Origin of the sequence: Murimonas intestini (assembly GCF_024622195.1) — a bacterium.
GTDB classification, from domain to species: domain Bacteria; phylum Bacillota; class Clostridia; order Lachnospirales; family Lachnospiraceae; genus Murimonas; species Murimonas intestini.
Genome location: NZ_JANKBI010000003.1, coordinates 276,387 through 298,363, shown reverse-complemented (window position 1 = coordinate 298,363; position 21,977 = coordinate 276,387). Strand labels below are relative to the sequence as shown.

The following is a 21,977-nucleotide window of genomic DNA, read 5'->3' as shown; positions in this document are numbered from 1 at the left end:
CCTTCAGCGTATTTTAAACAGCGGCTGGCCATACTCCACCATCTGCTGGCTTTCAGCCAGGATCTCTTCTACAACACCATCAAATTCGCTTTCAATCTCATTCATCAGCTTCATAGCCTCTATAATGCCAAGGGTCTGCCCTTTCTTTACTGTATCTCCCACCTGCACAAAAGGCTCTGCATCGGGGGATGAAGAATTATAGAAGGTCCCTACAAGAGGCGCTGTGATAATATTGCCTTTCTCATTATCTGAAGCCTCCCCGGTTTCCCCGCGGCCTGCCCCGGCGGAAGCTGCTGTGCCGGAGATGACCGGTATTTCAGCTGAGAGTATGGGGGCTGCTGTATTTTCCCCGGCTGCTGTCACAATGACATTCTTTTTCTTTTTTCCCATTGAGAGCTTTATGTTTCCCTCTTCAAATGAAAACTCAGTCAGGTCAGATGATGACACTTTATCAATCAACGCTAATAAATTCTCTATTTCCATTTTTTATACCTCTTTATATTTCTTTACAAGAATACTTGAGTTGTGGCCGCCGAAGCCCAATGAATTACTGATGGCATAGTCAAGATTTCCCATGACCGGCTTATCAGGAACGTAATTGAGATCCAGTTCTTCATCCGGTACGCTGTATCCTACTGTAGGATGGATATATCCCTCCTGTATCTCCTTGATGCAGGTAATAAACTCGATTGCTCCTGCTGCCCCCAGCATGTGGCCTGTGATGGACTTAGTAGAGTTAACGCGGATATTATATGCATGTTCCCCAAATGCTTTCTTGATTGCCCTTGTCTCAAAAAGGTCATTGTGATGTGTGCTTGTTCCATGGGCATTGATATATGTGATATCTTCAGGCTCAAGTCCTGCTTCCTTTACTGCATTTAACATAGCTCTGGCTGCACCGGAACCATCCTCTGCAGGAGATGTGATATGATAAGCATCACTTGTAGTGCCGTATCCGGCAACCTCCGCGAGAATCTTTGCTCCTCTTTTCTTAGCATGCTCCAGTTCTTCCAGCACTACGACTGCCGCGCCCTCTCCCATGACAAAACCGCTTCTTTCTTTGTCAAAGGGAATAGAGCAGCGCTGCGGGTCATCGGACCCTGTAAGCGCTGTCAGGGCTGCAAACCCTCCGATACCGATAGGACAGATAGATGCCTCCGTTCCTCCTGCTACCATGACATCAGCGTCACCGCACTGGATCGTTCTGAAAGCTTCTCCGATGGAATGTGTGCCTGTGGCGCATGCGGTAACCACATTTACACTCTTTCCTTTCAGGCCGAACTGGATAGAGACATTTCCGCAGGCCATATTAGAGATCATCAGGGGTACAAGAAGAGGATTGACACGTCCCGGCCCTTTTTTCTGCAGCTTGTCGTACTCTCTTTCCATAGCCTGCAGGCTTCCGATCCCTGATCCTACTGAGCATCCCACCATATATGGATCCTCTTTTTCTATGTCCAGGCCTGACTCTTCAATGGCTTCCTTTGCAGCGGCTACAGCATACTGTGAGAAAAGCTCCATTCTTTTAGCTGCCTTAAAATCCATATATTTCTTTGCGTCAAAATCCTTGATCTCAGCAGCCAGCTTTGCCCTGTAATCACTGGCGTCAAATCTCGTGATCGGTCCAAAAGCTGTCTTCTTTTCCTTTACACTGTTCCAGAATTCATCTACACTAAGTCCAACGGGAGTGATAGCTCCCATCCCTGTAACTACTACTCGCTTCATATTTATTTTCCTCCTGTTACATTGCCATTCCGCCGTCGATGCACAGCACTTGGCCTGTAATATAATCTGCTTTTTCCGATGCTAAAAATACTGCCGCCTCTGCGACTTCCTCTGCCTGTCCGAACCTCTTCATAGGGATCTGGGCAGCTGCAGCTTCCTTCGCTGCATCTGACAGCGCATCTGTCATCTCAGTCTCTATAAATCCCGGTGCTATGGCATTGACGCATATCCCCCGGCTGGCAAGCTCCCTCGCCATAGTCTTAGTCAGGCCTATGACGCCTGCCTTAGAGGCTGAATAATTCGCCTGCCCTATATTTCCAAGGATACCTGTAACACTTGACATATTAATGATTTTACCGCTTCTCTGTTTTAACATCTGGCGGCTGATATGGCGTATTGTATTAAACGTCCCCTTCAGGTTGGTAGCTATCACTCTGTCAAAATCTTCCTCGCTCATTTTCATGATCAGGTTATCTTTTGTGATCCCTGCATTATTGACAAGAATATCAATCTGGCCATATTCTCTGACAAGCTCTTTGATCATTTCCCCCGTCTTATCATAGTCGGATACGTCACACTGCCATGTCACTGCCCCGCCTCCGTTTTGGCGGATCAGTTCTGCTGTCTCCTCTGCCTTTTCTTTTGAGCCATTATAGTTGATGACTACAAAAGCGCCTTCCTCTGCCAGGCGTATAGCTATTGCACGGCCCAGTCCTCTGGCGGCCCCCGTCACTAGAGCTGTCTTTCCTTTTAACATTTTAATTCCTCCGCAACCTTCTTTATATCTTCAGCTTTCTCTATATTAAACCCTCTGGCATTTTTGTCTATCTTACGTAAAAATCCGTTCAGCGTCCTGCCCGGTCCGATCTCTATAAAAGTATCGATCCCGTCAGATATCATCTTTTCAACACTCTGCTGCCACTTTACTGAGGAAGCGACCTGCTCTTTTAAAAGCAGCTTTACATCTTCCTTCTTACTCACATATTCAGCAGTCACATTGGCCACATAGGGAATCCTGATATCCTGTATTTCTATCTCTTTCATGGCTTCCCACAGCTTCTCGCCTGCGCTCTTTAACATAGGTGAATGAAAAGGCCCGCTAACCGTGAGCGGTACACACCGCCTGGCCCCTGAAGCTTTCAGCATTTCTGCCGCCGCCGCCACTGCGCTCTCTTCCCCTGTTATGACTGTCTGTCCCGGACAGTTATAATTAGCTACACTCACCTGTCCCTCTGTCTTTTCACACACACGTGCGATCGTCTCTCCGTCAAGCCCTATGACTGCAGTCATAGCTCCGCCTGACGGGACAGCCTCCTGCATATAGATTCCTCTCTTCCTCACAAGCTTAAAGGCATCTTTCTCATCCAGCGCCCCTGAAGCTATGAGTGCGGTGTATTCTCCCAGGCTTAAACCGGCATTCACTTCCGGAACGATCCCCTGCTCCTCTAAAGCGCGGAGCATAGCTGTCTCTGCTGCCACCATGGCTATCTGCGTATATTCCGTAATATTGATCTCCTCGTTAGGTTCAAAACAGAGCTTTTTTATATCCAGCCCCGTAACTTCCCCTGCCAGGTCAAAAACTTCTTTTGAACAGCTTACCTGTTCATAAAAGTCCTTCCCCATTCCAACATACTGGGCACCCTGTCCCGGAAAAATAAATGCGATTCTGCTCATTCCTGGTTTACTCCTTTATTGTATTTTTAAAAGCACTTCTGCCTCATGCATAATTTCTTCAATCATTTCCCTGCAGGTCTGTTCCTTTTTCACAAGCCCTGCGATCTGTCCCGCCATGACGGTTCCGTTCACCACGTCACCTTCCATGACTGCATTTCTTAAAGAACCAAGCGTCAGATATTCCAGCTCCTCGAAGGAAGCTCCTGACTGTTCCAGCTTTATGTATTCTCTTGTCATCTTGTTGCGCAGTGAGCGCACCGGATGGCCTGTACTCATTCCTGTAACTTCAGAATCTATATCCTTTGCTTTTATGACTCTCTCTTTATAGTTGCCGTGGACAATAGACTCACTGGCCACCACAAACCTGGTTCCCATCTGGACGGCTTCCGCCCCCAGCATCATAGCTGCCGCAAACCCTCTTCCATCGCCGATCCCGCCGGCCGCTATAACAGGTATATCAACTGCATCCGCCACCTGGGGCACCAGAGTCATCGTTGTCTGGGAGCCTATATGCCCGCCTGACTCCATACCCTCAGCCACTACTGCGTCGGCGCCATATCTCTCCATCCTTCTGGCAAGGGCCACGCTTGCCACTACCGGGATAACCTTGATCCCCGCATTTTTCCAGAGCTCCATATATTTTTCCGGATTTCCTGCTCCTGTGGTGACTGCCTTGACGCCTTCCTCGGCTACCACCCTGGCCACCTCATCAGCGTGGGGGCTGAGCAGCATGATATTTACACCAAACGGTTTATCTGTCAGCTCCTTTGCCTTGCGTATCTCATCCCTGACCACTTCAGCCGGTGCGCTGGCCGCACCGATAAGCCCGAAACCGCCGGCATTTGACACAGCCGCTGCCAGGTTATGTTCTGCCACCCAGGCCATTCCGCCCTGGATGATTGGATATTCTATTCCTAAAAGCTTCGTTACTCTTGTATCCATGTCTTCCTCCCGTGTTTCCTATAGAAGAAGGTGTGGCTTATTCTTCCACACCTTTATTTTTCAAGTAATCCATGACTGCCTTTACAGTTGTCAGATTCTCAAGGTCTTCTGACGGGATCTCCACTGAGTATTCATCTTCCAGAGCCATAACAAGTTCAAACAGGTCAAGTGAATCAGCTCCCAGATCATCCTTGAAATTAGTTTCCAGTGTGATGGTCTCCTTTTCACAATTTAACTGCTCTGCGATGATATCTTTCATTTTCTCAAACATGGTCAATCTCCTCTTAAATTCATATTATTTTTATATCAAATATTTTGATATCCAAAGTATATATGTAAAAAAAAGATTTGTCAAGATTTTTTTATAGCCCAAAACTGCAATATTTTGCGGGCATGTGAATAGTAATGGTTGCTTTCATGTAACTGTTCACATGCCCGCGGGGTGTTTAAAGAATGTTCTGAACCGTCATTTATCTATATATTCTTTATTAATGGTGAATCCCCTGCCCCTCACTTCTTTTACCTGGCTGATGATAAGGAATGCCTCTGGATCTATCTTCTGAACCTCCCGGTTCAGCCTTGGAAGCTCTCTGTTGGAGATGATGGTAAGGACCATGGGAAGCTTTGTGTGAAGGTACCCTGTCTCTCCCTGAAGCAGGGTAGACGTCCTGTCCACGTTCTGGATGATCATCTGGTTGATCTCCTCATACTTTTCACTGACAATCTTTACCTGCGTCTTTGTCTGGCCCATAAACAGTACCTTATCCAGCACAAAGGTATAGAGGAATACAAGAAGAAGTCCTAAAAGTACCTGCTCCTTCTCGGCAAAGGTGACCTGCAGCAGGAGAATGAGGCAGTCAAAAGCATACATAACTGCTGACACCGGCAGGCCGAACAGCTTATTGATCACAAGGGGAGGAATATCCATCCCGCCCGTGGAAGCTCCCGCTTTAAATACAATGCCGATCGCCGCGCCGATCATTACCCCGGCATATATGGCTGCGATCGTTCCGTCATTAGTCATATTTCCCAGTGCGGGCACGTTCTGCAGGACGCCCAGGATGAACGGATAATAAAAGGTGCTGATGATGGTCGTCATAGCAAATTTCTTTCCCAGTATGGCTGCGCCCGCCAAAAAAAGCAGAAAGTTGAACACCAGCGCAAACACCGCAATAGGGATCCCGAAATAATGCTGTACAGCCAGGGCCACACCTGTCCCGCCGCCGATCACCAGGTTATTTGGCAGGATGAACATAGTTACTGCCAGTGCATAGATCGTGTTGCCCAGCAGCACCATTAATACATCAATAATTGTTTTAGAATACTTTTTCATTGCCTCTTCTCCTCGATTCTTCACTTAGTCTGCAGCTGCAATGATCATCCAGCCGCATGATGTTTCTATTTATACAGCTGACGATGTAACACGTCACCTGAGTAAAATGTAAAAAAACAGCGCCCTAATGGACGCTGCTGCACTTTTTGCAGGAGCCGCTGCAGCCCTCACAGCTGCACTGGCAAAACCTGCCGTTCTTTATATCTTTTATCCTTTTTCTTATCACAAAGGCTGCATAGAGGAAAATTGCCCCTCCCACAACAACCGTACTGAAAACTTCCATAATATCACACTTTCTGTAAAATATCTGTTTTACACCTGTTTCATCAAATACCCGCCAGCAGGGAGCCTGCCTGGAACACCAGCACCGCGCAGCCCCAGGCAAGAAGGAGCTGAAAGGCGATCATCATGAACGTAAACTTCCAGGAATGTGTTTCTTTCCGTATCGTTCCAATAGTTGCAGCGCATGGGGTGTAGAGAAGGCAGAACACCATGAGCGCATATGCATTCAGGGCGCCAAAGCCGTAAACCGACAGATTCTGCACGATCTGAGCCATACCTGCCGCCGAATTGGCGTTTCCCACTCCAAAAAGGACGGCAAAGCTGGAGACAACCACTTCTTTTGCCGACAGCCCTGAAATCAGAGCCACTCCTATCTGCCACAGGCCAAGGCCGGCCGGAGCCAGCAGGGGTTCAAACCATCTGCCAAGGGCAGCGCCAAAGCTTTCCGACACCTCTGTCACCATACCGTGCTGGTTAAAATTCAGGATAAACCATATGACGATTGAAGCCACAAATATGGTGGTCCCGGCCTTTGTCAGATAATCTTTGACCTTCTCCCACACATATATCATGATAGTCCTGGCGTTGGGCGCTTTATATTCCGGAAGCTCAATCAGCAGAGACTGGCTGCTTTTGTTTTTCTGGAATCTGTTAATTACAAGCGCTATGACGATTGCTGTCAGCATTCCCAGCACATACATGGAAAATGCAGCTGCCATGGCATATTTTCCAAAGAACATGTCTGCAAACAGTACATAGATAGGGAGTCTGGCTGAACAGGACATAAATGGAGTCACAAGTATTGTCTTCTTTCTGTCCTCTTCCCTCTCCAGAGCCCTTGTGGCCATAACAGCAGGCACCGTACATCCAAAGCCCAGTATCATGGGGAGAAAGGCCTTTCCTGATAATCCTGCCCTGCCCATGATCTTATCCATGACATAGGCCACCCTGGCCATATATCCGCTGTCCTCCAGAACAGCCAGTGCAAGGAAGAGGATAAATATATTGGGGAGGAAGGTCAGGATGCCTCCCACTCCTGCAATGATCCCGTCCACTATGAGTGATATGAGCCAGTCAGCCGCACTGACGCTCACAAGAAGATGGTTTACTGCATCTGAAAACATTGACAGAACTATCTCAAACACGCCTTTTAAGGCATCTCCTATGAAAAATGTCAGGAAGAACACAAGAGCCATGATCCCCAGAAATATGGGCACTCCCCATAATCTGTGGGTGAGCACCTCATCGATCTTGTCTGTGGAAGCTGCTTTTTCGCTCTTATAAAAAAGACACTCGTCTATCACTTCCTCTATGTAATCATATTTCTGGTTAATGATATCTTTCTCATAGCTGCGGTCAATGACAGCCGCCGTATCCAGAGAATATTGTTTTTCAACCTCATCATCACGCTCCAGCAGCTTGATGGCATGCCATCTGATATTTTTAATCTGAGGATACCTGCTCTTAAGAAGCTTCTCCACCTCTACTATGCGCTTCTCCATATCCGGCCTGTAGACAACCACATTTCCTGCAGGCCCCTCTTCATAGTGATGCTTTACTGCATGCATCAGTACATCAAGTCCCGTCCGCTTTCTGGCAGACACAGGCACAACAGGAATATGGCCCAGCAGTTCAGGCAGGCGGTGCATGTCGATCTCCATCCCGCGCTCTTCCACAATATCCATCATATTCAAAGCCAGTATAACCGGCTTTCCCAGCTCCAGCAGCTGCATGGTCAGATAGAGGTTCCTCTCCATGGCAGATGCATCCACAATATTGATAATGACATCTATGTCATCCTCCAGAATACACTGCCTTGTCACCTTCTCCTCTATGGAATAAGAAGTCAGGCTGTATATACCGGGGGTATCTATCAGCTTAATATGCTGGCCTCTGTAGTCTGTCTCTCCCTCTTTTCTCTCCACGGTGACTCCAGGCCAGTTGGCCACCTTCAGATTTGCCCCTGTATATGCATTAAACAGGGTCGTCTTACCACAGTTGGGATTTCCCACAAATGCGACATTAATTGTCTGTTTCATCCTGCTGCTCCTTTATCTCCCCGGGTTCTCTGACTCTGATGCCTTTAGCAAATTCTTTTCCTATGGCCCATCTGGCCCCTCTCGCTTTTATGATCACGGCACCATTTTTCTTCTTATTCAGGATCTGAAGCTTTGTCCCCTCAAAGATTCCCAAAGACTCCAGCCTTCTGGTGATGTCCTCCGGCAGGAGGATTCCCGTCACCTCGTAGGCCCTGCCCATGTCTCCTTCAAATACTGTCCCTGTATCCAGATCTTTCATCTCTTTCCTCTCACGCTGTCCTTGTCAGCGATCTCTTTCCTTCTTCCTGTTCTTTAAACTTTATCTGCCTCGAGACGCTCAGCGCCAGTGTCATCTCCGCCATTAGGAACAAGATCGATGTGCCCCCATAGCTGACAAACGGCAGAGTTACTCCTGTGGTAGGGATCATATTCAGTACGACTGCCATATTAAGGACCACCTGCAGGGCAATATGGGCAAATATGCCGGTTGCTATCAGTGAACCTAAAAGGTCAGGCGCATTCTGGGCAATGAAGAGCAGCCTGTAAAGCAGGAACACAAACAGTATTGTGAGCATAGCCGCTCCAAATACTCCCAGCTCCTCACACACGATTGAAAATATCATATCATTCTGTGCCTCAGGTACAGCCCCCAGCTTCTGCGTGCTGTTTCCAAGGCCTTTCCCGAAAAATCCTCCTGACCCAATGGCATACAGCCCCTGCATAACCTGATAACCGCCCCAGCTGGCATAGGCCTCCGGGTCCAGCCAGACAAGCACCCTCCGCAGACGGAATGTCCCGCTGGCCGCATTAGTCGCCACATAGAACACTACGCCTGCCGCCATGACAAGAACAGCTCCCACGGCTGCCAGGAACGGAACTGTCTTTGGATGGGCCACAAACAGCATGATTCCTGTAATACCCGCCATTATGATCGCAGTACTCATATTCTGAGTGAAATAATAGGTAAAAAACGCCGTAATGCCGCCAAGTCCTAAAATGATAGCCGGCGCCCGCCATCCCCGCATCTTTCTGCCACCTATCTTCACTATGACGCAGGCCAGAAAGAGGATCAGCGACAGCTTGCCCAGCTCAGCCGGCTGGAACGAAACAGGTCCGAAATAGATCCATCTCTTGGCGCCGTTGATCTCCCTGCCTATAAACTTCGTAGCTACCAGCAGGACATTTGATACAATATAGAGAGCTGTTGCAAATTTGGCATATATATGATAATCAATCTGGGAAAATATCAGTACAGCAACAAGGCAGGCTGCGCTGATAGCTGCCTGCTTTCCAAAGTAAAACATATCGCTGCCGTGCTCCACCTGCGCCTCATACGCGCTTGTACTATATAACATAACAAGCCCAAAACAGGTGAGCAGTATCACGCTGGCGAGCAGATTATAATCATAATATCTCTGCACCGCCGGCCTGCGCCGTCTCCGGCGCTGCTGTTTTGGGACATTCGTTCTGGATCTTCTTTTTTGTGCCATTTCAAACTCCTCTGCCGCTCAAACTTAATAATTACGATATATTATCATAGCACAAAAATCATCCTTCTGCAATTTTTATTGTTCCTGACTTTACGAGATTTATAAAAACCGGCACCAGCTTTGGATCAAACTGCTTCCCTGCTTCCTCCTCCAGGATGGCAAAGGCTCTCTCCACAGGCATAGAGGCCTTATAACTTCTGACAGATATCATGGCGTCAAAAGAATCAGCAATACATAATATCCTGGCCATGAGCGGAATATCCTCTCCTGCGATCCTTCTGGGGTAGCCTTTGCCGTCATACCTCTCATGATGGCCGATCACAGCAGGTATCACATAGTCCAAAGACGGCAGATGCCGGATGATACCTATGGAGTTCTCCACATGTGTCTTCATGATCTCATATTCCTCTGCCGTCAGCTTGCCCGGCTTATTCAGTATATCCTCCTGAATGCCGATCTTTCCAATATCGTGAAGAAGCCCAGCTTCCTTTACGATGTCTATACACTCATCGTTCATTCCAAATCCCCTTGCCAGCTCGCCGGCATAGTAAGCCACATTTTTAGAGTGGCTGAATGTATAGTGGTCTTTTGTATCTATGGCCGCAGTCAGGGCGTAGATCGTGGAAGCATATTCATTATAGCTGCTCTTACTGCGGAGCGCCGTCGCTTCCTCCCCGCGTTTTGCCTGCCCTTCCGAATAGACCATGACAGCATTTTTCCCTGAACGCTTAACCGTATACACGGCTAGATCTGCATTACTTATAAGTTCCTGTACATTTGAGGCTGTATAGGGGATAGCACATACGCCTCCGCTCATGGTCAGCGCCTTCATGGAATATTCACCGGAATAACGGTTCAGCTCCTTGATCTGGCTGCAGACATTCTCTGCCAGATTCCTGGCAGAATAAAGATCAAACCGCGGAAGGATCAGCGCAAATTCTTTCCCCCCATACCTGGCCACATATCCGTTCTCACCTACAGTTGACTTAATGATCTGGGCGATCTTCTGAAGAGCGATATCCCCTTCCGCTGCACCGTACAACTGGTTGTATAATTTAAAATCATCAATGTTCAATATTGCCAGTGCCAGTGAACTCTCCTTGTTTGCCTCATATGCCTCCTCTATGACCTCATAAAAGCTCTTCCTGTTCAGCAGTCCGGTGAGTTCATCCTTTCTGGCTTCCTCATATGCCTTTTCATAAAGCCTTGAATTTTTTACAGCCATAGAGCTCACCGAACCAACAGAGGTAAGGAAACTCATATCATCATATGTAAATGACGAATGCCTCGGCTTTTCAGACAGCATGACAAGCCCTTCCAGATCCTCCTCATCCTTCAGCGCCACAAAGCACTCGATCCTCCATTCCTGCAGCTGTCTCTTCTCTGATTCCCACATGGATTTATAGCCGATGGTGCGCTTGAAATCTTTCATCATCAGGCTGCCGTCCGTCTTCTTCAGATACTGGATGATAGGATGGTCTGCCCTAAGCAGGAAGGAATTCTCATCTAAGGGGCTGGTACTGCGTTTGATCACATAATTTCCATTCAGATCCTCTATGCAGATATAGATCTTGTTCACCTCTATCGTCTTTCGGATCACATCTACCATACTTGCCAGGATCTCGTCTATATCAAGTGTCTTAGAAACTGCATGGCTGAATTCTTTCAGGTTTTCTGTCTGTACCAGTTCCTCCCTGACAAAAATATTGTCCAGAAACCTCTTCATCACCGTATACAGCACGATAGTGGATATCATGTACAGGGCGGCGATCGCCATAATTGCCACAGATTCTGACATTTTCAGGCTCTCTCTGGCAAATTTTCCCATAACCGGTATACTCTGATAAAATAAAACAATAGATATGACAGCTGAAGCGATATAGCAGTTCCATCTGGATATCAGCAGAGTCAGTTTAAAGAGGCGCTTGCTGTAAAGTGCATAAAACATAAAAAATGCATTAAACACGCCAGAGAGCACATCAATGGGGAACCCTTTAAAAAATGGTATCATCAGGCACATATGACCTGTAAAAAGAATAACTATCCCTGCCAGAATGGGGGTCAGCTGTTTCTTCAGAACCATATTTCCTTTACATCCCCTGAAGATGTAATATACCATTATTCCAAGCAGGCAGCCTGCAACTGCAAATGGAATGATAATCGGCCATGAAAAATCATAGACAAACTGCACGCCTTTGGCCGACCCTTCCACTACAGACGGAGGAGGCAGAAATATTCCCGTAAAAAGATTCAGGATATAAGAACCCAGAAAGAACACCTGCCCGAAAATCCTGCACGCTTTTTTTCTGATATCCAGGAAGTCCATAATGAATCCCATAAATGTGCATGGGAGAAAAAACACACCCAGCAGCGATACATGATACCAGAACTCCACAGAAGGCCACAGCTGAAGGCGCATTGCCAGTGAACCTCCCGTCCACAGCACCATTACCATCAGCAGTACCATAAATGACTTGATTACTTTTGTTTTCTTAGCTGCCGCAAATGCAAAAAATAAAAATACATAGCAGAACAAAGCCGTTATTGGAATCCACCCAAAACTGTACATGCCTCTAATACCTCCCGTCCGGTGCCACACTGAATTGTTCCTGCAGCAGTCTGCTCACTTCATATTCCGGCGGATTGATACGCCTGAGCAGACCGCCGAATTTACTCTCATAGTTTTGGAAAGTCCCTGTCTTTAATATTGTGATCTTCAGCGGATCCATCCCTAAAATCTTTTTCAGATCCGTATAATCCTGATCCACATACTTGAAATAGACGCTCAGATGATCCCTGATCACCTGTACGCTGACCGCTGAGCTTATCATCTGTCCCCGCTTCAGCTCTACGTAAATGTGCAGCAGAGGATGATTCTCCTCATTAAACTCCTTCTGCGCAAACCATTCCTCAATCGCCAGGCCTGACAGCTTGACAGCACTTGAAATAGAATGCTCCGTAATCCTCGTAAAACCGGCAATATCAATAATAGTAGGGATCCTGTCAACATAAGAAAACCTGGGTATCCTGGTTCCCTCTTCCTTATTTCCAATACCCTCACAGCGGTATACATCACCAACTCTGTATCTGGCAAAAGCTCCGCCCTTGAGCACTGTGATCACCAACTCATATTTTTCTCCCGGCGACACTTCATCCATAAGCAGCGTATGAGGTACGTACAAAGGATCTGCAAGATTCCTCTCCATCTCCCGTTCTGGTATGAATTCATAGAAACAGGCATCCGGGAAAAAATACATCCCATTCCTGCTCCATGTCTCAGTACCTATGCAAGTGGGCTCAGTACCTGCAAAAATCTCCATCGGACGGATGCCCCACAGCTTCTCCAGATCATCTTTATAGCACTTATTATCTGTCCCTGCGCACATAAAACCTTTCAGCTGGAACAGATCTTTTGGCATCAGTTCCCTGTTCTCTTCTTTACATCTGCCTCTGGCTCTGATCAGACGCAGGAGCATTTTGGGAGAGATGCTGCTAAGCTTTGACAGACCGCCTTTCCCGGAGCTGCTCTTCTGCATGGCTGCCAGGCTTCTGCTCACAAAGTATGTAACACTTCCGAGGCCGAAAAAGTATTCAATCCCCTTCCCCATGCCCATTTTAAATCCCTTTTTGTTTCTCTCACTGAAAGACATTTTTTCTGCTTCTTTTACAGGGGGCAGAAATTCCACGTCCATCTCCTCCCCCAGCAGTACAGGAAGCAGGCCTGTGGCATACGGAAGCGGTGCGAGGGCATACAGCATATGGTCCCGGGGAGATAAGTCAAACTGGCCCTTCTGGCTGCTTGTGGCAAGCATAAAGCAGGCCATCATATTATCCTTGTAGGTGTCCAGCATACTTTTCGTATAGGGCGCCACCTTTATGGGATGCCTGCCGCCTTCCCATGTGGTCTGTATCCATAGGATAGGCTTTGCCGGAAGCACGCTGTCTTCCTTCTGCAGCAGCATATCGGCATAATCTTCATATGTGGTGAGAGGCACCATGCGCCTGAACTCATCTATATTTTCAGGTATCCTGCCGCCGAGGATGCGGCGTCCTATACCGCTCTTCCCCCACAGCTCCATCTGTTCTCTCAGCAGACGCTTCTGGATCTTCATGAATTCTTCAACAGTTAATTCCAGAAAACCACAATATTCTTCCCACAGTTCACTTTGGCTGACTTCCCTAAGCTTATCCTGAAATCTCATTTTCTGCCCCTCCCTTCTGCAAATGACGCCATGCAGGCTTTGATGCTCTTCCAATCAGGTATCAGAAACGGTGTCTTCTCTTTATACTCTTCATAGTCTGAGAATGTCTTAGGAAATGTCCAGATATCCTGGAATATCACATATCCCAGGTTACAGGCGGAAAATATCAGACCCCCTGTAAAAAACAGTTTAGAATGCAGGGCAAGCCCGCAAAAAAAGAAAAAGAAGAAAAACCAAAGCACGCCCGGATGCCGGCAGAGAGCATATACCCCCCTGTCACAGACATTTGATTTTTCTTCCACACGACAGATCCCGTCTTTTTTGCCTTCTCTGCTGCAGTACGTCTCCTCAAACGGCAGAGCAAAAAACAAAGTATAGATAAGCAAAAACATGTTCAGGATCCCTAAAGATATCAATATATAATCACAAACTCCCGCAGGCCCTCCTGCTGCCAGCGCTTCATATCCCAATCCCGCACTTCCAATCACAAGCAGAATACACCCTGCCGCAAACGAACTGTGAATAGCTTTTATTTTCCATATCACACTGTTCACGTCATAAAGCCCAAAAAGGCAAAATCCTAAAACACCCCAAATAACATTAATCATTGTCTCTCCCCTAAGCTGCACTATATTGATCAAGTCGTTTCCATTAATGTCAATATTTTACTAAATCAGACAGCATAACGCAAGATAAAACTTAAGAATTATTAAGAATCTCCTCCATTTTCAGTCACAAGACCGTCACACAGCAATAGTAAAGCCAAAAACACACTTTCAGAGCTTTATCATAAAGTAATATTGAAATAACAACTTTGAAAGGAGCCAATATGACAAATTGTAGTTCTTGTGATGATTATAAGGCAAAACCCTCTTGTCAGTGCCTGGAAGAAATGCCTGTAGCAATGGCATATGTCCCATGGCAGAATTTCCATCAAACTTATGAACTCTCAAAAGCTTTGCAGGTAGGGACTATTTTCCCTGAACTGCACAAACCATTCTGCGGAAAGAGAGGTGTATGCAAATGAATAACTTTTCCTGTAATAATTACAACAGACCGCAGATGAGGCCGGGATGCGGCTGTGCACGCCCGGAAGTAAAGCCTGACATGAAACCGGGATGCGGCTGCGGCCGTCCGGAAGTGAAACCCGACATGAGACCTGACTGTGGCTGCGGCCGTCCGGAAGTAAAACCCGATATGAGGCCTGACTGCGGCTGCGGCCGTCCGGGAACAAGGCCGGATATGAGACCCGGCATGCAGCCCGGCTGCGGACGCCCGGGGATGAGGCCGGATATGAAGCCTGACTGCGGATGCTCACAGCCGCAGATACGCCCTGAACGCCCATGCATGAGGCCTGAGCCCCGCAGAGAAGCCCGCGCTGAAATGCGGTCCGGATGCGGCTGTCAGGACAACAGGCCGGACCAGGCGGAGCTGCTCAACTTCATTAACGAAGTCAGCTTTGCAGTGAATGACATTCTCTTATATCTGGACACACATCCGTGTGATGAAGAAGCCCTTGCTTTCTACCGTGAAAATGTAGCCAAAAGAAATGCGGCATTAAAGAAATATGCAAAATTTTTCAGCCCGCTGACTGTAGATACAGCCGATGATGCCGCAAGTGATTCATGGACCTGGGTAACAAGCCCATGGCCGTGGGAAGGAGGGATCTTCTAAGTTATGTGGAATTATGAAAAAAGACTTCAATACCCTATAAATATCAAAACTCCAAACGCAAAAATTGCTCAGGTGATCATGAGCCAGTACGGCGGTCCGGACGGCGAAATGGGCGCATCCCTTCGCTATCTGTCACAACGTTTTACCATGCCTAACAGAAAGGCCATGGGTGTCTTAAATGATATAGGCACCGAAGAATTAGCCCATCTGGAAATGGTTTCTACGATCGTACACCAGCTGACCCGTAACCTCAGTATGGAAGAGATTGAAAATTCAGGCTTTGCCAACTACTATGTGGACCACACAGTTGGCATCTGGCCTCAGGCAGCAGCCGGAATTCCTTTTAATGCCTGTGAATTTCAGTCAAAGGGAGACCCCATCACAGATCTTCACGAAGACCTGGCGGCTGAACAGAAGGCAAGGACCACCTATGACAATATCCTCCGCCTTGTCAAAGACCCGGATGTATGTGATCCCATCCGCTTCCTGCGCGCCCGTGAGGTAGTCCACTATCAGAGGTTCGGAGAAGCACTGCGCATAGTTCAGGATGAGCTTGACAGCAAAAACTTCTACGCTTTCAACCCATCCTTCGATATGCCCACGAAGTGCCCTCCCTGCAGTAAATAATGCCTATGAGGACAGAATTAAACGAAGCCTTAAGCACTATTCTTCAAATGATACCCCAGGCATACGCCTTCATCCGGGGCAGCGAAGCATACCCTGACATCAATGGCGCTGTCTACTTCTATCCCATCTGGGAGGGTACGCTTATCATCGCGGATGTTTACGGCCTGCCCCGTGAGACGGAGCCGTGTACAGGCAGAATATTCGGTTTTCATATCCATGAGGGCCGCAGCTGTACCGGCAATTCACAGGATCCGTTTGCAGATACAGGAAGCCACTATAATCCGGCAGACTGCAGGCATCCGGAGCACGCCGGGGACTTCCCCCCACTCTTTGGCAATGACGGATACGCATTGACCATGTTTTATACTAACCGGTTTGTTCCTGAGGAGGTTATAGGACACACAGTTGTTATCCACGATATGCCGGATGATTTCAGGACTCAACCCTCCGGCGATTCAGGGAGCAAAATAGCATGCGGGGAAATAGAAGCTAATTTTCTTTAATGCCTGCGGGAATAAAAAGCAAAAAGAAAGGACCGGCCGCAGCCAGTCCGAGGAAAGAGAAAAATGTATGTAAAAAAGCGTCTCCGCTTTGTATGAGAATACTATAACAATTAAATGTGAAAAAGTTGTGGCGTCCGAATAAAAGGTTTGTAAAGTTATTGAAAAAAACCTTAAGGTTCCTTTAAATCATGGTATTCATTCAGGACCGCTATATAGATCCTAAAAAATTCAGCCCCAGGCAAAAGCCCGGGGCTGAATCCTATGATGAGGTACTGCCAAACCCTCCGTTTCTGACACCGGTGGCATCATCATCGACTGTTATCCCGTATTCCACAAAAATCCCCTGCATGAACCCGTCACCAGCCTTCAGGGAGACTGTTTTTCCTTCTTTTGAGTCATTAGTCAGCTTTGCAAAGATATGGCCTTCATTATCGGAATAGAAATAGTCACTGTCGATAATTCCCACCGTATTATTCAGCTGAAGGCGGAATTTAAATCCCAGCCCGCTTCTCGGATAGCATTTTAACACCCAGCCTTCTTCCATCTCTGCGCGGATGCCTGTAGGCACCTTGATGCTCTCGCCAGGCATCAGCTGGAAGTCAAACGGAGTGCAAAAATCATATCCTGCCGAACCTGAAGTGGCCCTTGACGGCAGTTTAATCAACTCATAGACTGCATCCGCCTCTTCCTGTGATGCCTCACTAAACAGATCCAGATAACCCTCCCTGAACTGTTCTTTACTTACCTTATGAAATTTTGCAATTCTCTTCATTCCAATTTTTCCTTTCCTGCAGGCAAAAACCAATTGGCTGACGCACTGCTTCATTCAGCTGCAGCTAAAGCAGATCCTTAATTTCCACATTCGATGCTGATTTCATTAAAACGCTCCAGGATCTCGTCCACTTCCATATTATCTTTTTGGCTTCCGTTCCTGTCCAGTATCACTTTTCCCTGATGCATCATCACAAGCCTGTTTCCATATTCCACTGCATAGCGCAGATTATGTGTGACCATTATAGTTGTCAGCTTTTTCTCACTTACTATCTTATCTGTAAGTTCCATAATAATCTCCGCCGTCTTCGGATCAAGAGCTGCCGTATGCTCATCAAGGATCAAAAAATCGATAGGAGTCATAGTAGACATGAGAAGTGCCATAGCCTGACGCTGTCCTCCTGAAAGAGACCCCACCTTAATGTGAAGCTTATCCTCCAGGCCGAGATTTAACTGTCTCAAATTCGATCTGTAGAAATCAATCCTTTTCTTGTTAACTCCAGCCCTTAGATTATACTTCTTTCCCTTATTATCCGCAAGTGACATATTCTCCAAAATAGTCATGTCAGGACAGGTTCCCATGGCAGGATTCTGATAAACTCTCCCTATATAAGTGTGTCTCTGGTACTCCTTCTCCCGGGTAATATCCTTCCCGTCGATATTAATACTGCCGCTGTCCACATCAATACTGCCGCATATTATATTCAGCATTGAAGTTTTTCCTGAGCCATTGCTGCCCACCACAGAGACGAAATCCCCAGTGTCTACTTTAAAGTTAAAATTATCAAAGAGGCACATTTCATTGATCGTGCCCGGATTATAATATTTATTTATATTCCTCAATTCAAGCATGTGCCTTCACCTTCTTCTTTCTGTCCATGCTGATGCACAGGATTATAAAAAACAGCGCCGCTGTGATCAGTTTCATATCATTTGCCTGAAGCCCAAGCTGAAGAGCTGCCGCCACACACGCCCTGTATATGACTGAACCTATCAGGACTGCAAAAGTATCCTTAACCCTTGGAAGAAATCTGCACAGATTTACTCCTATAATAACGCTGGCAAGCCCTATTACCATAGTTCCTGTCCCTACACTGATATCAAACACGCGCTGCCATTGGGCAAATACACACCCGCTGAGCGCTACCAGTCCATTTGCAATGGCAAGGCCCAGTATTTTCACCTTCCCGCTGTCCTTAGCAAGAGAAGTCACGAGCACAGGATTATCTCCCGCTGCCCTGAGAAGGAATCCTGACCTTGTCCTGAGGAATCCATCCAGCAGAAGCTTTACAATAAGCAGGATGATCAGAATCATAACAAGTGTCTGGTACGGCGCTGCGGCTTCCGGTACAATTGAATCCAGCACTTTATTATCAAAAATATTTTCCAGGCTAAAAAGCGGAACATTCGCTTTCCCTGCAATCTTCAAATTGATCGTATAAAGGGCAGTCATCATAATAATGCCGGACAGCAGATCCCTTACTTTGAACTTCACATGGATAATTCCAGTCAGTATACCTGCTGCCGCTCCGGCTGCAAATGATATTGGAAGCGTCAGGTAGGGATTCATCCCTTTCACCATGAGCGCTGCTGTCACGGCTGCTCCCAGCGGAAAGCTGCCGTCTACAGTCAGGTCTGGAAAATCCAGTATTTTATACGTAATATATATACCCAGGGCCATCATGGCATATATCATACCCTGTTCTAAGACACCAATTATGATTGACATTTTTTATTCCTCTATTTCTGTAAAAGTTTCTGCTGCTCTGTCTTTTACTTCATCACTGACTGAGATTCCCAGATTCTCAGCAACCTTAGTATTCAGATACAGATTGCTCTCTGTAATGCTCTCAAAAGGCATTTCCTCTGCCTTCATCTCTCCCTTTAATACCTGGGCTGCCATTTTTCCTGTCTGTTTTCCTAAGGCAATATAGTCAATCCCTTCTGATGCCAGACATCCTATTTTTACCTGCTCTACTTCGCTGCCAAACACCGGGATCCCTTTTTTATTTGCTTTGTCCAGGATAGTGGGAAGTGCGCTGACTACAGTATTATCTGTCAGATTATTAAGACAATCCACCTTCTCAAGAATTGTATCAGCCGCCGACGGAACATCTGCTATCGTTGCTATCCCAACTGTCTCAAGTGCAAAACCATATTCACCCACAAGTGCCTCATATTCTTTGATCGTACTCTCAGAATTCACCTCACTTGTTGTATAAATGATCCCAATTGTCTTTGCTTCTGGAAGAAGCTCACGTATCATTTTAAGCTGTGCTTCCACTGGAAGTTTATCGCTTGTGCCTGTTGCATTTCCTGTAGGCATCTGATCCTCAGTTGCCAGCTCAGCCGCCACAGGATCAGTCACTGCCGTATAAATGGTAGGGATTTCTGTCTTCAAAGCTGCATTGTAGCATGCCTGTGCAGCCGGTGTGGCAATCCCGCACATAAGATCAACGCCTTTCGCTGCAAAGCCCTGGGCAATCGTCCCTGCTGTCCCCATATCTGCATCTGAATTCTGATAGTCAATCTCTAAATTTTCACCTTCCACAAAGCCTTCCTCTTCCAGCCCCTGCAGAAATCCTTCCCTGCAATTATCCAATGAGCCATGCTGTGCAAACTGCGCAATCCCAATTTTATAGTTTCCTTCAGCCAATTCTTCTGTTGATGAAGAGGTCTCTTTACCTGCAGCCATCACCGTGCTCAGCTTGGCCGCCTGGCTGCACCCTGCCAGCATTGATAAAACCATCCCTGTGCACAATAACATACTTACCATCTTTTTTTTCATGATCTCGTCTCCTTTTTACTGATTGATGTAACTGTTCAGTACCTTCACAGTTACTGATTGATTTTCATGCTGCCTCCCTGCCGGGAGAATTGGAAACAAATACAAAACTAATGGGAGTGGGCTTATTTATTTCTTGGAAAACGCTGTTCACTGCAGAGCAAAGTTTCCTGTAGAAGAACAAAAAAACCGCCCCAAGCTTTCGCTTGAGACGGTAATATAAACTATTATCGCGGTACCACTCAAATTGACATATTTATGTCCTCTTATGCGTGTACTAACATACACTCCTGATTGATAACGGGTTCGGTTCCCGACAGCGCCTACTCTCTTTTGATTTCGGGGCCGCCCTCAAAAGGCCATTCAGCAAATCACTCAATACTGCAATCTCACCATCTGCAGCTCTCTGGAATCTCATATAAATGCTTACTAATCTTTCTCATCGGTTTTGTTATTTGTTTAAGTTATTCTAAGCCCATGAGAGAGATTTGTCAAGAAAAATTTAATTATTTATACCTTGTCGTGCGGAGCACGTTACTGTTCACTCCGTGACCAGTAACACGCTCCGCGATGCACAGAAACGGCAAAACCGCCGTTTCGCGCTGCAACCCTCGGGATTTTCGTGCAAATACGCACGAAAACACCTCGCGGGATGGTGACGTGTAACAGTAACCGCAGCACGCCCATCCGAAGGATTTGAATTATGGGATGCACGGAGGTGTATAAGAAATCTTTCATTCCTCAGCCCTGACTTTACTTTTGTACCTATTATCAACCCCTTTAGAAATTTTATCCCAGATATCAGACGGATATCCAATTGCTTCAAAAAAAGCAAATATATATAATAGATATAACAGAAACAAAAAAACCTTAATAATACTCTTTTTTAATTTCATATAATTTTCCTCCCTTTTTCCTCTTACAATCTGCTTTAAACCATCAGCATGTAGCATTTTTTACTTTTTTCCATATGATATAAATAAAAAGGTAAAATTATGAATTTTAATGATTGCCTGTGCGGTCCAATTAAACCGTGTGAATCGTTTTCTTATGCTCAATTTGGAGTCCAGTCCAGCCCGCCGTCTAACTCAAACATCCCTATGTCCGTCATCTTTCAGGAAGGCAGCCAGATCATTTTAATGGACACTGAGATAGTGCTTGTACCCGGCTTTTTATATCTTATAGATTTTATATTTCTGGCAACCCCGGAAGCGGACAGCTATATGCAGATTACTCCCAAAATTAATGGTGCGCTTAAACTGTTATATTCATTTTTTGCTCCAACTGGATCTGCATCACGTAATACCTCTGCATCCGGAAGTTTTACTATTCCGGTACCTGAGGACAATACCACGCTTACCTTTAACTTAACTTATCCTGCCACAGTCAGAAATATAGATATTTCGGGTGCTGTATCCGTCACTGCACTTCATAAGCTAAAAAAAGAGGGCTGCTGCTAAATCAAAACCTCCTCCCGGCATTTGCCAAATACACCTGCAGACATTTCCATTTGGGTTACTGTTCGCTTTGTGACCAGTAACCCATTTGTTTGATTGTTAACGGTAATAAAATATTTCTCTGTCAAACGGTAATAAATATTTCTCTTGACTTTTAAAGATTTTAATGTTAGGATTAAAGGCAGTGTTTGATAAAGCTTTGATTTCGCATACATATGTAAGTCATTTTTTATTGATGGTTTACTGTATATGCGTTTTTTGTTTTGTAAAATGCGTTTTGAAAATATTAGTACTCTTGTTGTTACAGTTCAGCCTTCCGCTGTTCCACGAAGCGTTGTTATATAAGTCCTTGTTGCGGGCATAACATAAACTAAATATTTTTATTATTGGTATCTGACCGGCGCAGATATTAATAACCTGTATATTAATTAGTCAGAGCTATATTTAATAATTACAGCTAAGTCGGCGGGGTT

Annotated in this window: 24 protein-coding genes and 1 other annotated feature; of the genes, 5 read left to right on the top strand and 19 right to left on the bottom strand. The window is 46.2% G+C overall.

What is annotated here, in order from left to right:
- Positions 1 to 3: 3 nt before the first annotated feature.
- The 14 genes from accB to NSB28_RS07355 form a co-directional block, all read right to left on the bottom strand.
- A complete protein-coding gene (gene accB / locus NSB28_RS07420) occupies positions 4 to 483 on the bottom strand; it encodes an acetyl-CoA carboxylase biotin carboxyl carrier protein (RefSeq protein ID WP_109626278.1) in 480 nt (159 codons plus the stop codon).
- 3 nt (positions 484 to 486) lie between these two features.
- On the bottom strand, positions 487 to 1,725 hold the full coding sequence (fabF, locus tag NSB28_RS07415; protein ID WP_109626277.1) for a beta-ketoacyl-ACP synthase II: 1,239 nt from the start codon (positions 1,723 to 1,725) through the stop codon (positions 487 to 489).
- 16 nt (positions 1,726 to 1,741) lie between these two features.
- Positions 1,742 to 2,482: a 3-oxoacyl-[acyl-carrier-protein] reductase gene (fabG, locus tag NSB28_RS07410; RefSeq protein WP_109626276.1), complete on the bottom strand. Its 741-nt coding sequence runs from the start codon at positions 2,480 to 2,482 to the stop codon at positions 1,742 to 1,744.
- Positions 2,476 to 3,399 (bottom strand): ACP S-malonyltransferase, encoded by a 924-nt coding sequence (gene fabD / locus NSB28_RS07405; protein WP_109626275.1) that lies wholly within the window; start codon positions 3,397 to 3,399, stop codon positions 2,476 to 2,478. The genes fabG and fabD overlap by 7 nt, the downstream gene beginning before the upstream one ends.
- 15 nt (positions 3,400 to 3,414) lie before the next feature.
- The gene (gene fabK / locus NSB28_RS07400) at positions 3,415 to 4,341 is read right to left on the bottom strand and encodes an enoyl-[acyl-carrier-protein] reductase FabK (protein WP_109626274.1); all 927 of its coding nucleotides are present in this window, start codon (positions 4,339 to 4,341) and stop codon (positions 3,415 to 3,417) included.
- A gap of 37 nt (positions 4,342 to 4,378) precedes the next feature.
- Positions 4,379 to 4,612 carry an acyl carrier protein gene (gene acpP / locus NSB28_RS07395; RefSeq protein WP_109626273.1) on the bottom strand — a complete coding sequence of 78 codons (234 nt, stop codon included), beginning with the start codon at positions 4,610 to 4,612 and terminating at the stop codon, positions 4,379 to 4,381.
- A 195-nt stretch (positions 4,613 to 4,807) separates the two neighbouring features.
- A complete protein-coding gene (locus NSB28_RS07390) occupies positions 4,808 to 5,674 on the bottom strand; it encodes a YitT family protein (RefSeq protein WP_109626272.1) in 867 nt (288 codons plus the stop codon).
- A gap of 124 nt (positions 5,675 to 5,798) precedes the next feature.
- On the bottom strand, positions 5,799 to 5,957 hold the full coding sequence (locus NSB28_RS07385; RefSeq protein ID WP_109626271.1) for a FeoB-associated Cys-rich membrane protein: 159 nt from the start codon (positions 5,955 to 5,957) through the stop codon (positions 5,799 to 5,801).
- A 43-nt stretch (positions 5,958 to 6,000) separates the two neighbouring features.
- Positions 6,001 to 7,995 carry a ferrous iron transport protein B gene (gene feoB, locus NSB28_RS07380; RefSeq protein ID WP_109626270.1) on the bottom strand — a complete coding sequence of 665 codons (1,995 nt, stop codon included), beginning with the start codon at positions 7,993 to 7,995 and terminating at the stop codon, positions 6,001 to 6,003.
- The gene (locus tag NSB28_RS07375) at positions 7,979 to 8,254 is read right to left on the bottom strand and encodes a FeoA family protein (protein ID WP_109626269.1); all 276 of its coding nucleotides are present in this window, start codon (positions 8,252 to 8,254) and stop codon (positions 7,979 to 7,981) included. The genes feoB and NSB28_RS07375 overlap by 17 nt, the downstream gene beginning before the upstream one ends.
- Positions 8,255 to 8,264: 10 nt before the next feature.
- On the bottom strand, positions 8,265 to 9,485 hold the full coding sequence (locus NSB28_RS07370) for an FtsW/RodA/SpoVE family cell cycle protein (RefSeq protein ID WP_109626268.1): 1,221 nt from the start codon (positions 9,483 to 9,485) through the stop codon (positions 8,265 to 8,267).
- A gap of 58 nt (positions 9,486 to 9,543) precedes the next feature.
- Complete coding sequence (locus NSB28_RS07365) at positions 9,544 to 12,054, bottom strand: histidine kinase N-terminal 7TM domain-containing diguanylate cyclase/phosphohydrolase (protein ID WP_109626267.1); 2,511 nt, start codon at positions 12,052 to 12,054, stop codon at positions 9,544 to 9,546.
- A gap of 4 nt (positions 12,055 to 12,058) precedes the next feature.
- On the bottom strand, positions 12,059 to 13,687 hold the full coding sequence (locus NSB28_RS07360) for a GH3 family acyl-acid amido synthetase (RefSeq protein WP_109626266.1): 1,629 nt from the start codon (positions 13,685 to 13,687) through the stop codon (positions 12,059 to 12,061).
- Complete coding sequence (locus NSB28_RS07355; protein WP_109626265.1) at positions 13,684 to 14,295, bottom strand: hypothetical protein; 612 nt, start codon at positions 14,293 to 14,295, stop codon at positions 13,684 to 13,686. The genes NSB28_RS07360 and NSB28_RS07355 overlap by 4 nt, the downstream gene beginning before the upstream one ends.
- Positions 14,296 to 14,516: 221 nt before the next feature.
- On the opposite strand from NSB28_RS07355, the gene NSB28_RS07350 reads away from it, so the two are divergent.
- Genes NSB28_RS07350 through NSB28_RS07335 form a run of 4 tightly spaced genes read left to right on the top strand, consistent with a single transcriptional unit; the run spans position 14,517 to position 16,491 of the window.
- Entirely contained in the window at positions 14,517 to 14,714 is a 198-nt protein-coding gene (locus NSB28_RS07350; protein WP_109626264.1) for a spore coat associated protein CotJA, read from the top strand.
- Positions 14,711 to 15,361, top strand: a complete 651-nt coding sequence (locus tag NSB28_RS24660) for a spore coat protein CotJB (RefSeq protein ID WP_306812154.1) — start codon at positions 14,711 to 14,713, stop codon at positions 15,359 to 15,361. The genes NSB28_RS07350 and NSB28_RS24660 overlap by 4 nt, the downstream gene beginning before the upstream one ends.
- A gap of 3 nt (positions 15,362 to 15,364) precedes the next feature.
- A complete protein-coding gene (locus tag NSB28_RS07340) occupies positions 15,365 to 15,988 on the top strand; it encodes a manganese catalase family protein (protein ID WP_109626263.1) in 624 nt (207 codons plus the stop codon).
- 5 nt (positions 15,989 to 15,993) lie between these two features.
- Positions 15,994 to 16,491, top strand: coding sequence for a superoxide dismutase family protein (locus tag NSB28_RS07335; protein ID WP_306812153.1), 498 nt, complete (start codon positions 15,994 to 15,996; stop codon positions 16,489 to 16,491).
- Between the two features lie 259 nt (positions 16,492 to 16,750).
- On the opposite strand, the gene NSB28_RS07330 is transcribed toward NSB28_RS07335, so the two are convergent.
- The 5 genes from NSB28_RS07330 to NSB28_RS07310 all read right to left on the bottom strand — a co-directional run bounded on the left by NSB28_RS07330 (position 16,751) and on the right by NSB28_RS07310 (position 20,943).
- Positions 16,751 to 17,263 (bottom strand): dCTP deaminase/dUTPase family protein, encoded by a 513-nt coding sequence (locus tag NSB28_RS07330; protein ID WP_109626261.1) that lies wholly within the window; start codon positions 17,261 to 17,263, stop codon positions 16,751 to 16,753.
- Positions 17,264 to 17,340: 77 nt separating this feature from the next.
- Complete coding sequence (locus tag NSB28_RS07325) at positions 17,341 to 18,114, bottom strand: ABC transporter ATP-binding protein (RefSeq protein WP_109626260.1); 774 nt, start codon at positions 18,112 to 18,114, stop codon at positions 17,341 to 17,343.
- Entirely contained in the window at positions 18,107 to 18,991 is an 885-nt protein-coding gene (locus tag NSB28_RS07320) for an ABC transporter permease (RefSeq protein ID WP_109626259.1), read from the bottom strand. The genes NSB28_RS07325 and NSB28_RS07320 overlap by 8 nt, the downstream gene beginning before the upstream one ends.
- Before the next feature lie 3 nt (positions 18,992 to 18,994).
- A complete protein-coding gene (locus NSB28_RS07315; RefSeq protein WP_109626258.1) occupies positions 18,995 to 20,050 on the bottom strand; it encodes an ABC transporter substrate-binding protein in 1,056 nt (351 codons plus the stop codon).
- Positions 20,051 to 20,251: 201 nt separating this feature from the next.
- Positions 20,252 to 20,499: a binding site (T-box leader), on the bottom strand.
- Positions 20,500 to 20,781: 282 nt separating this feature from the next.
- Positions 20,782 to 20,943 carry a hypothetical protein gene (locus NSB28_RS07310; RefSeq protein ID WP_187374288.1) on the bottom strand — a complete coding sequence of 54 codons (162 nt, stop codon included), beginning with the start codon at positions 20,941 to 20,943 and terminating at the stop codon, positions 20,782 to 20,784.
- Between the two features lie 99 nt (positions 20,944 to 21,042).
- Here NSB28_RS07310 and NSB28_RS07305 point away from each other — a divergent pair, with 99 nt between their 5' ends.
- A complete protein-coding gene (locus NSB28_RS07305) occupies positions 21,043 to 21,507 on the top strand; it encodes a hypothetical protein (protein WP_257497619.1) in 465 nt (154 codons plus the stop codon).
- Positions 21,508 to 21,977: the final 470 nt, after the last annotated feature.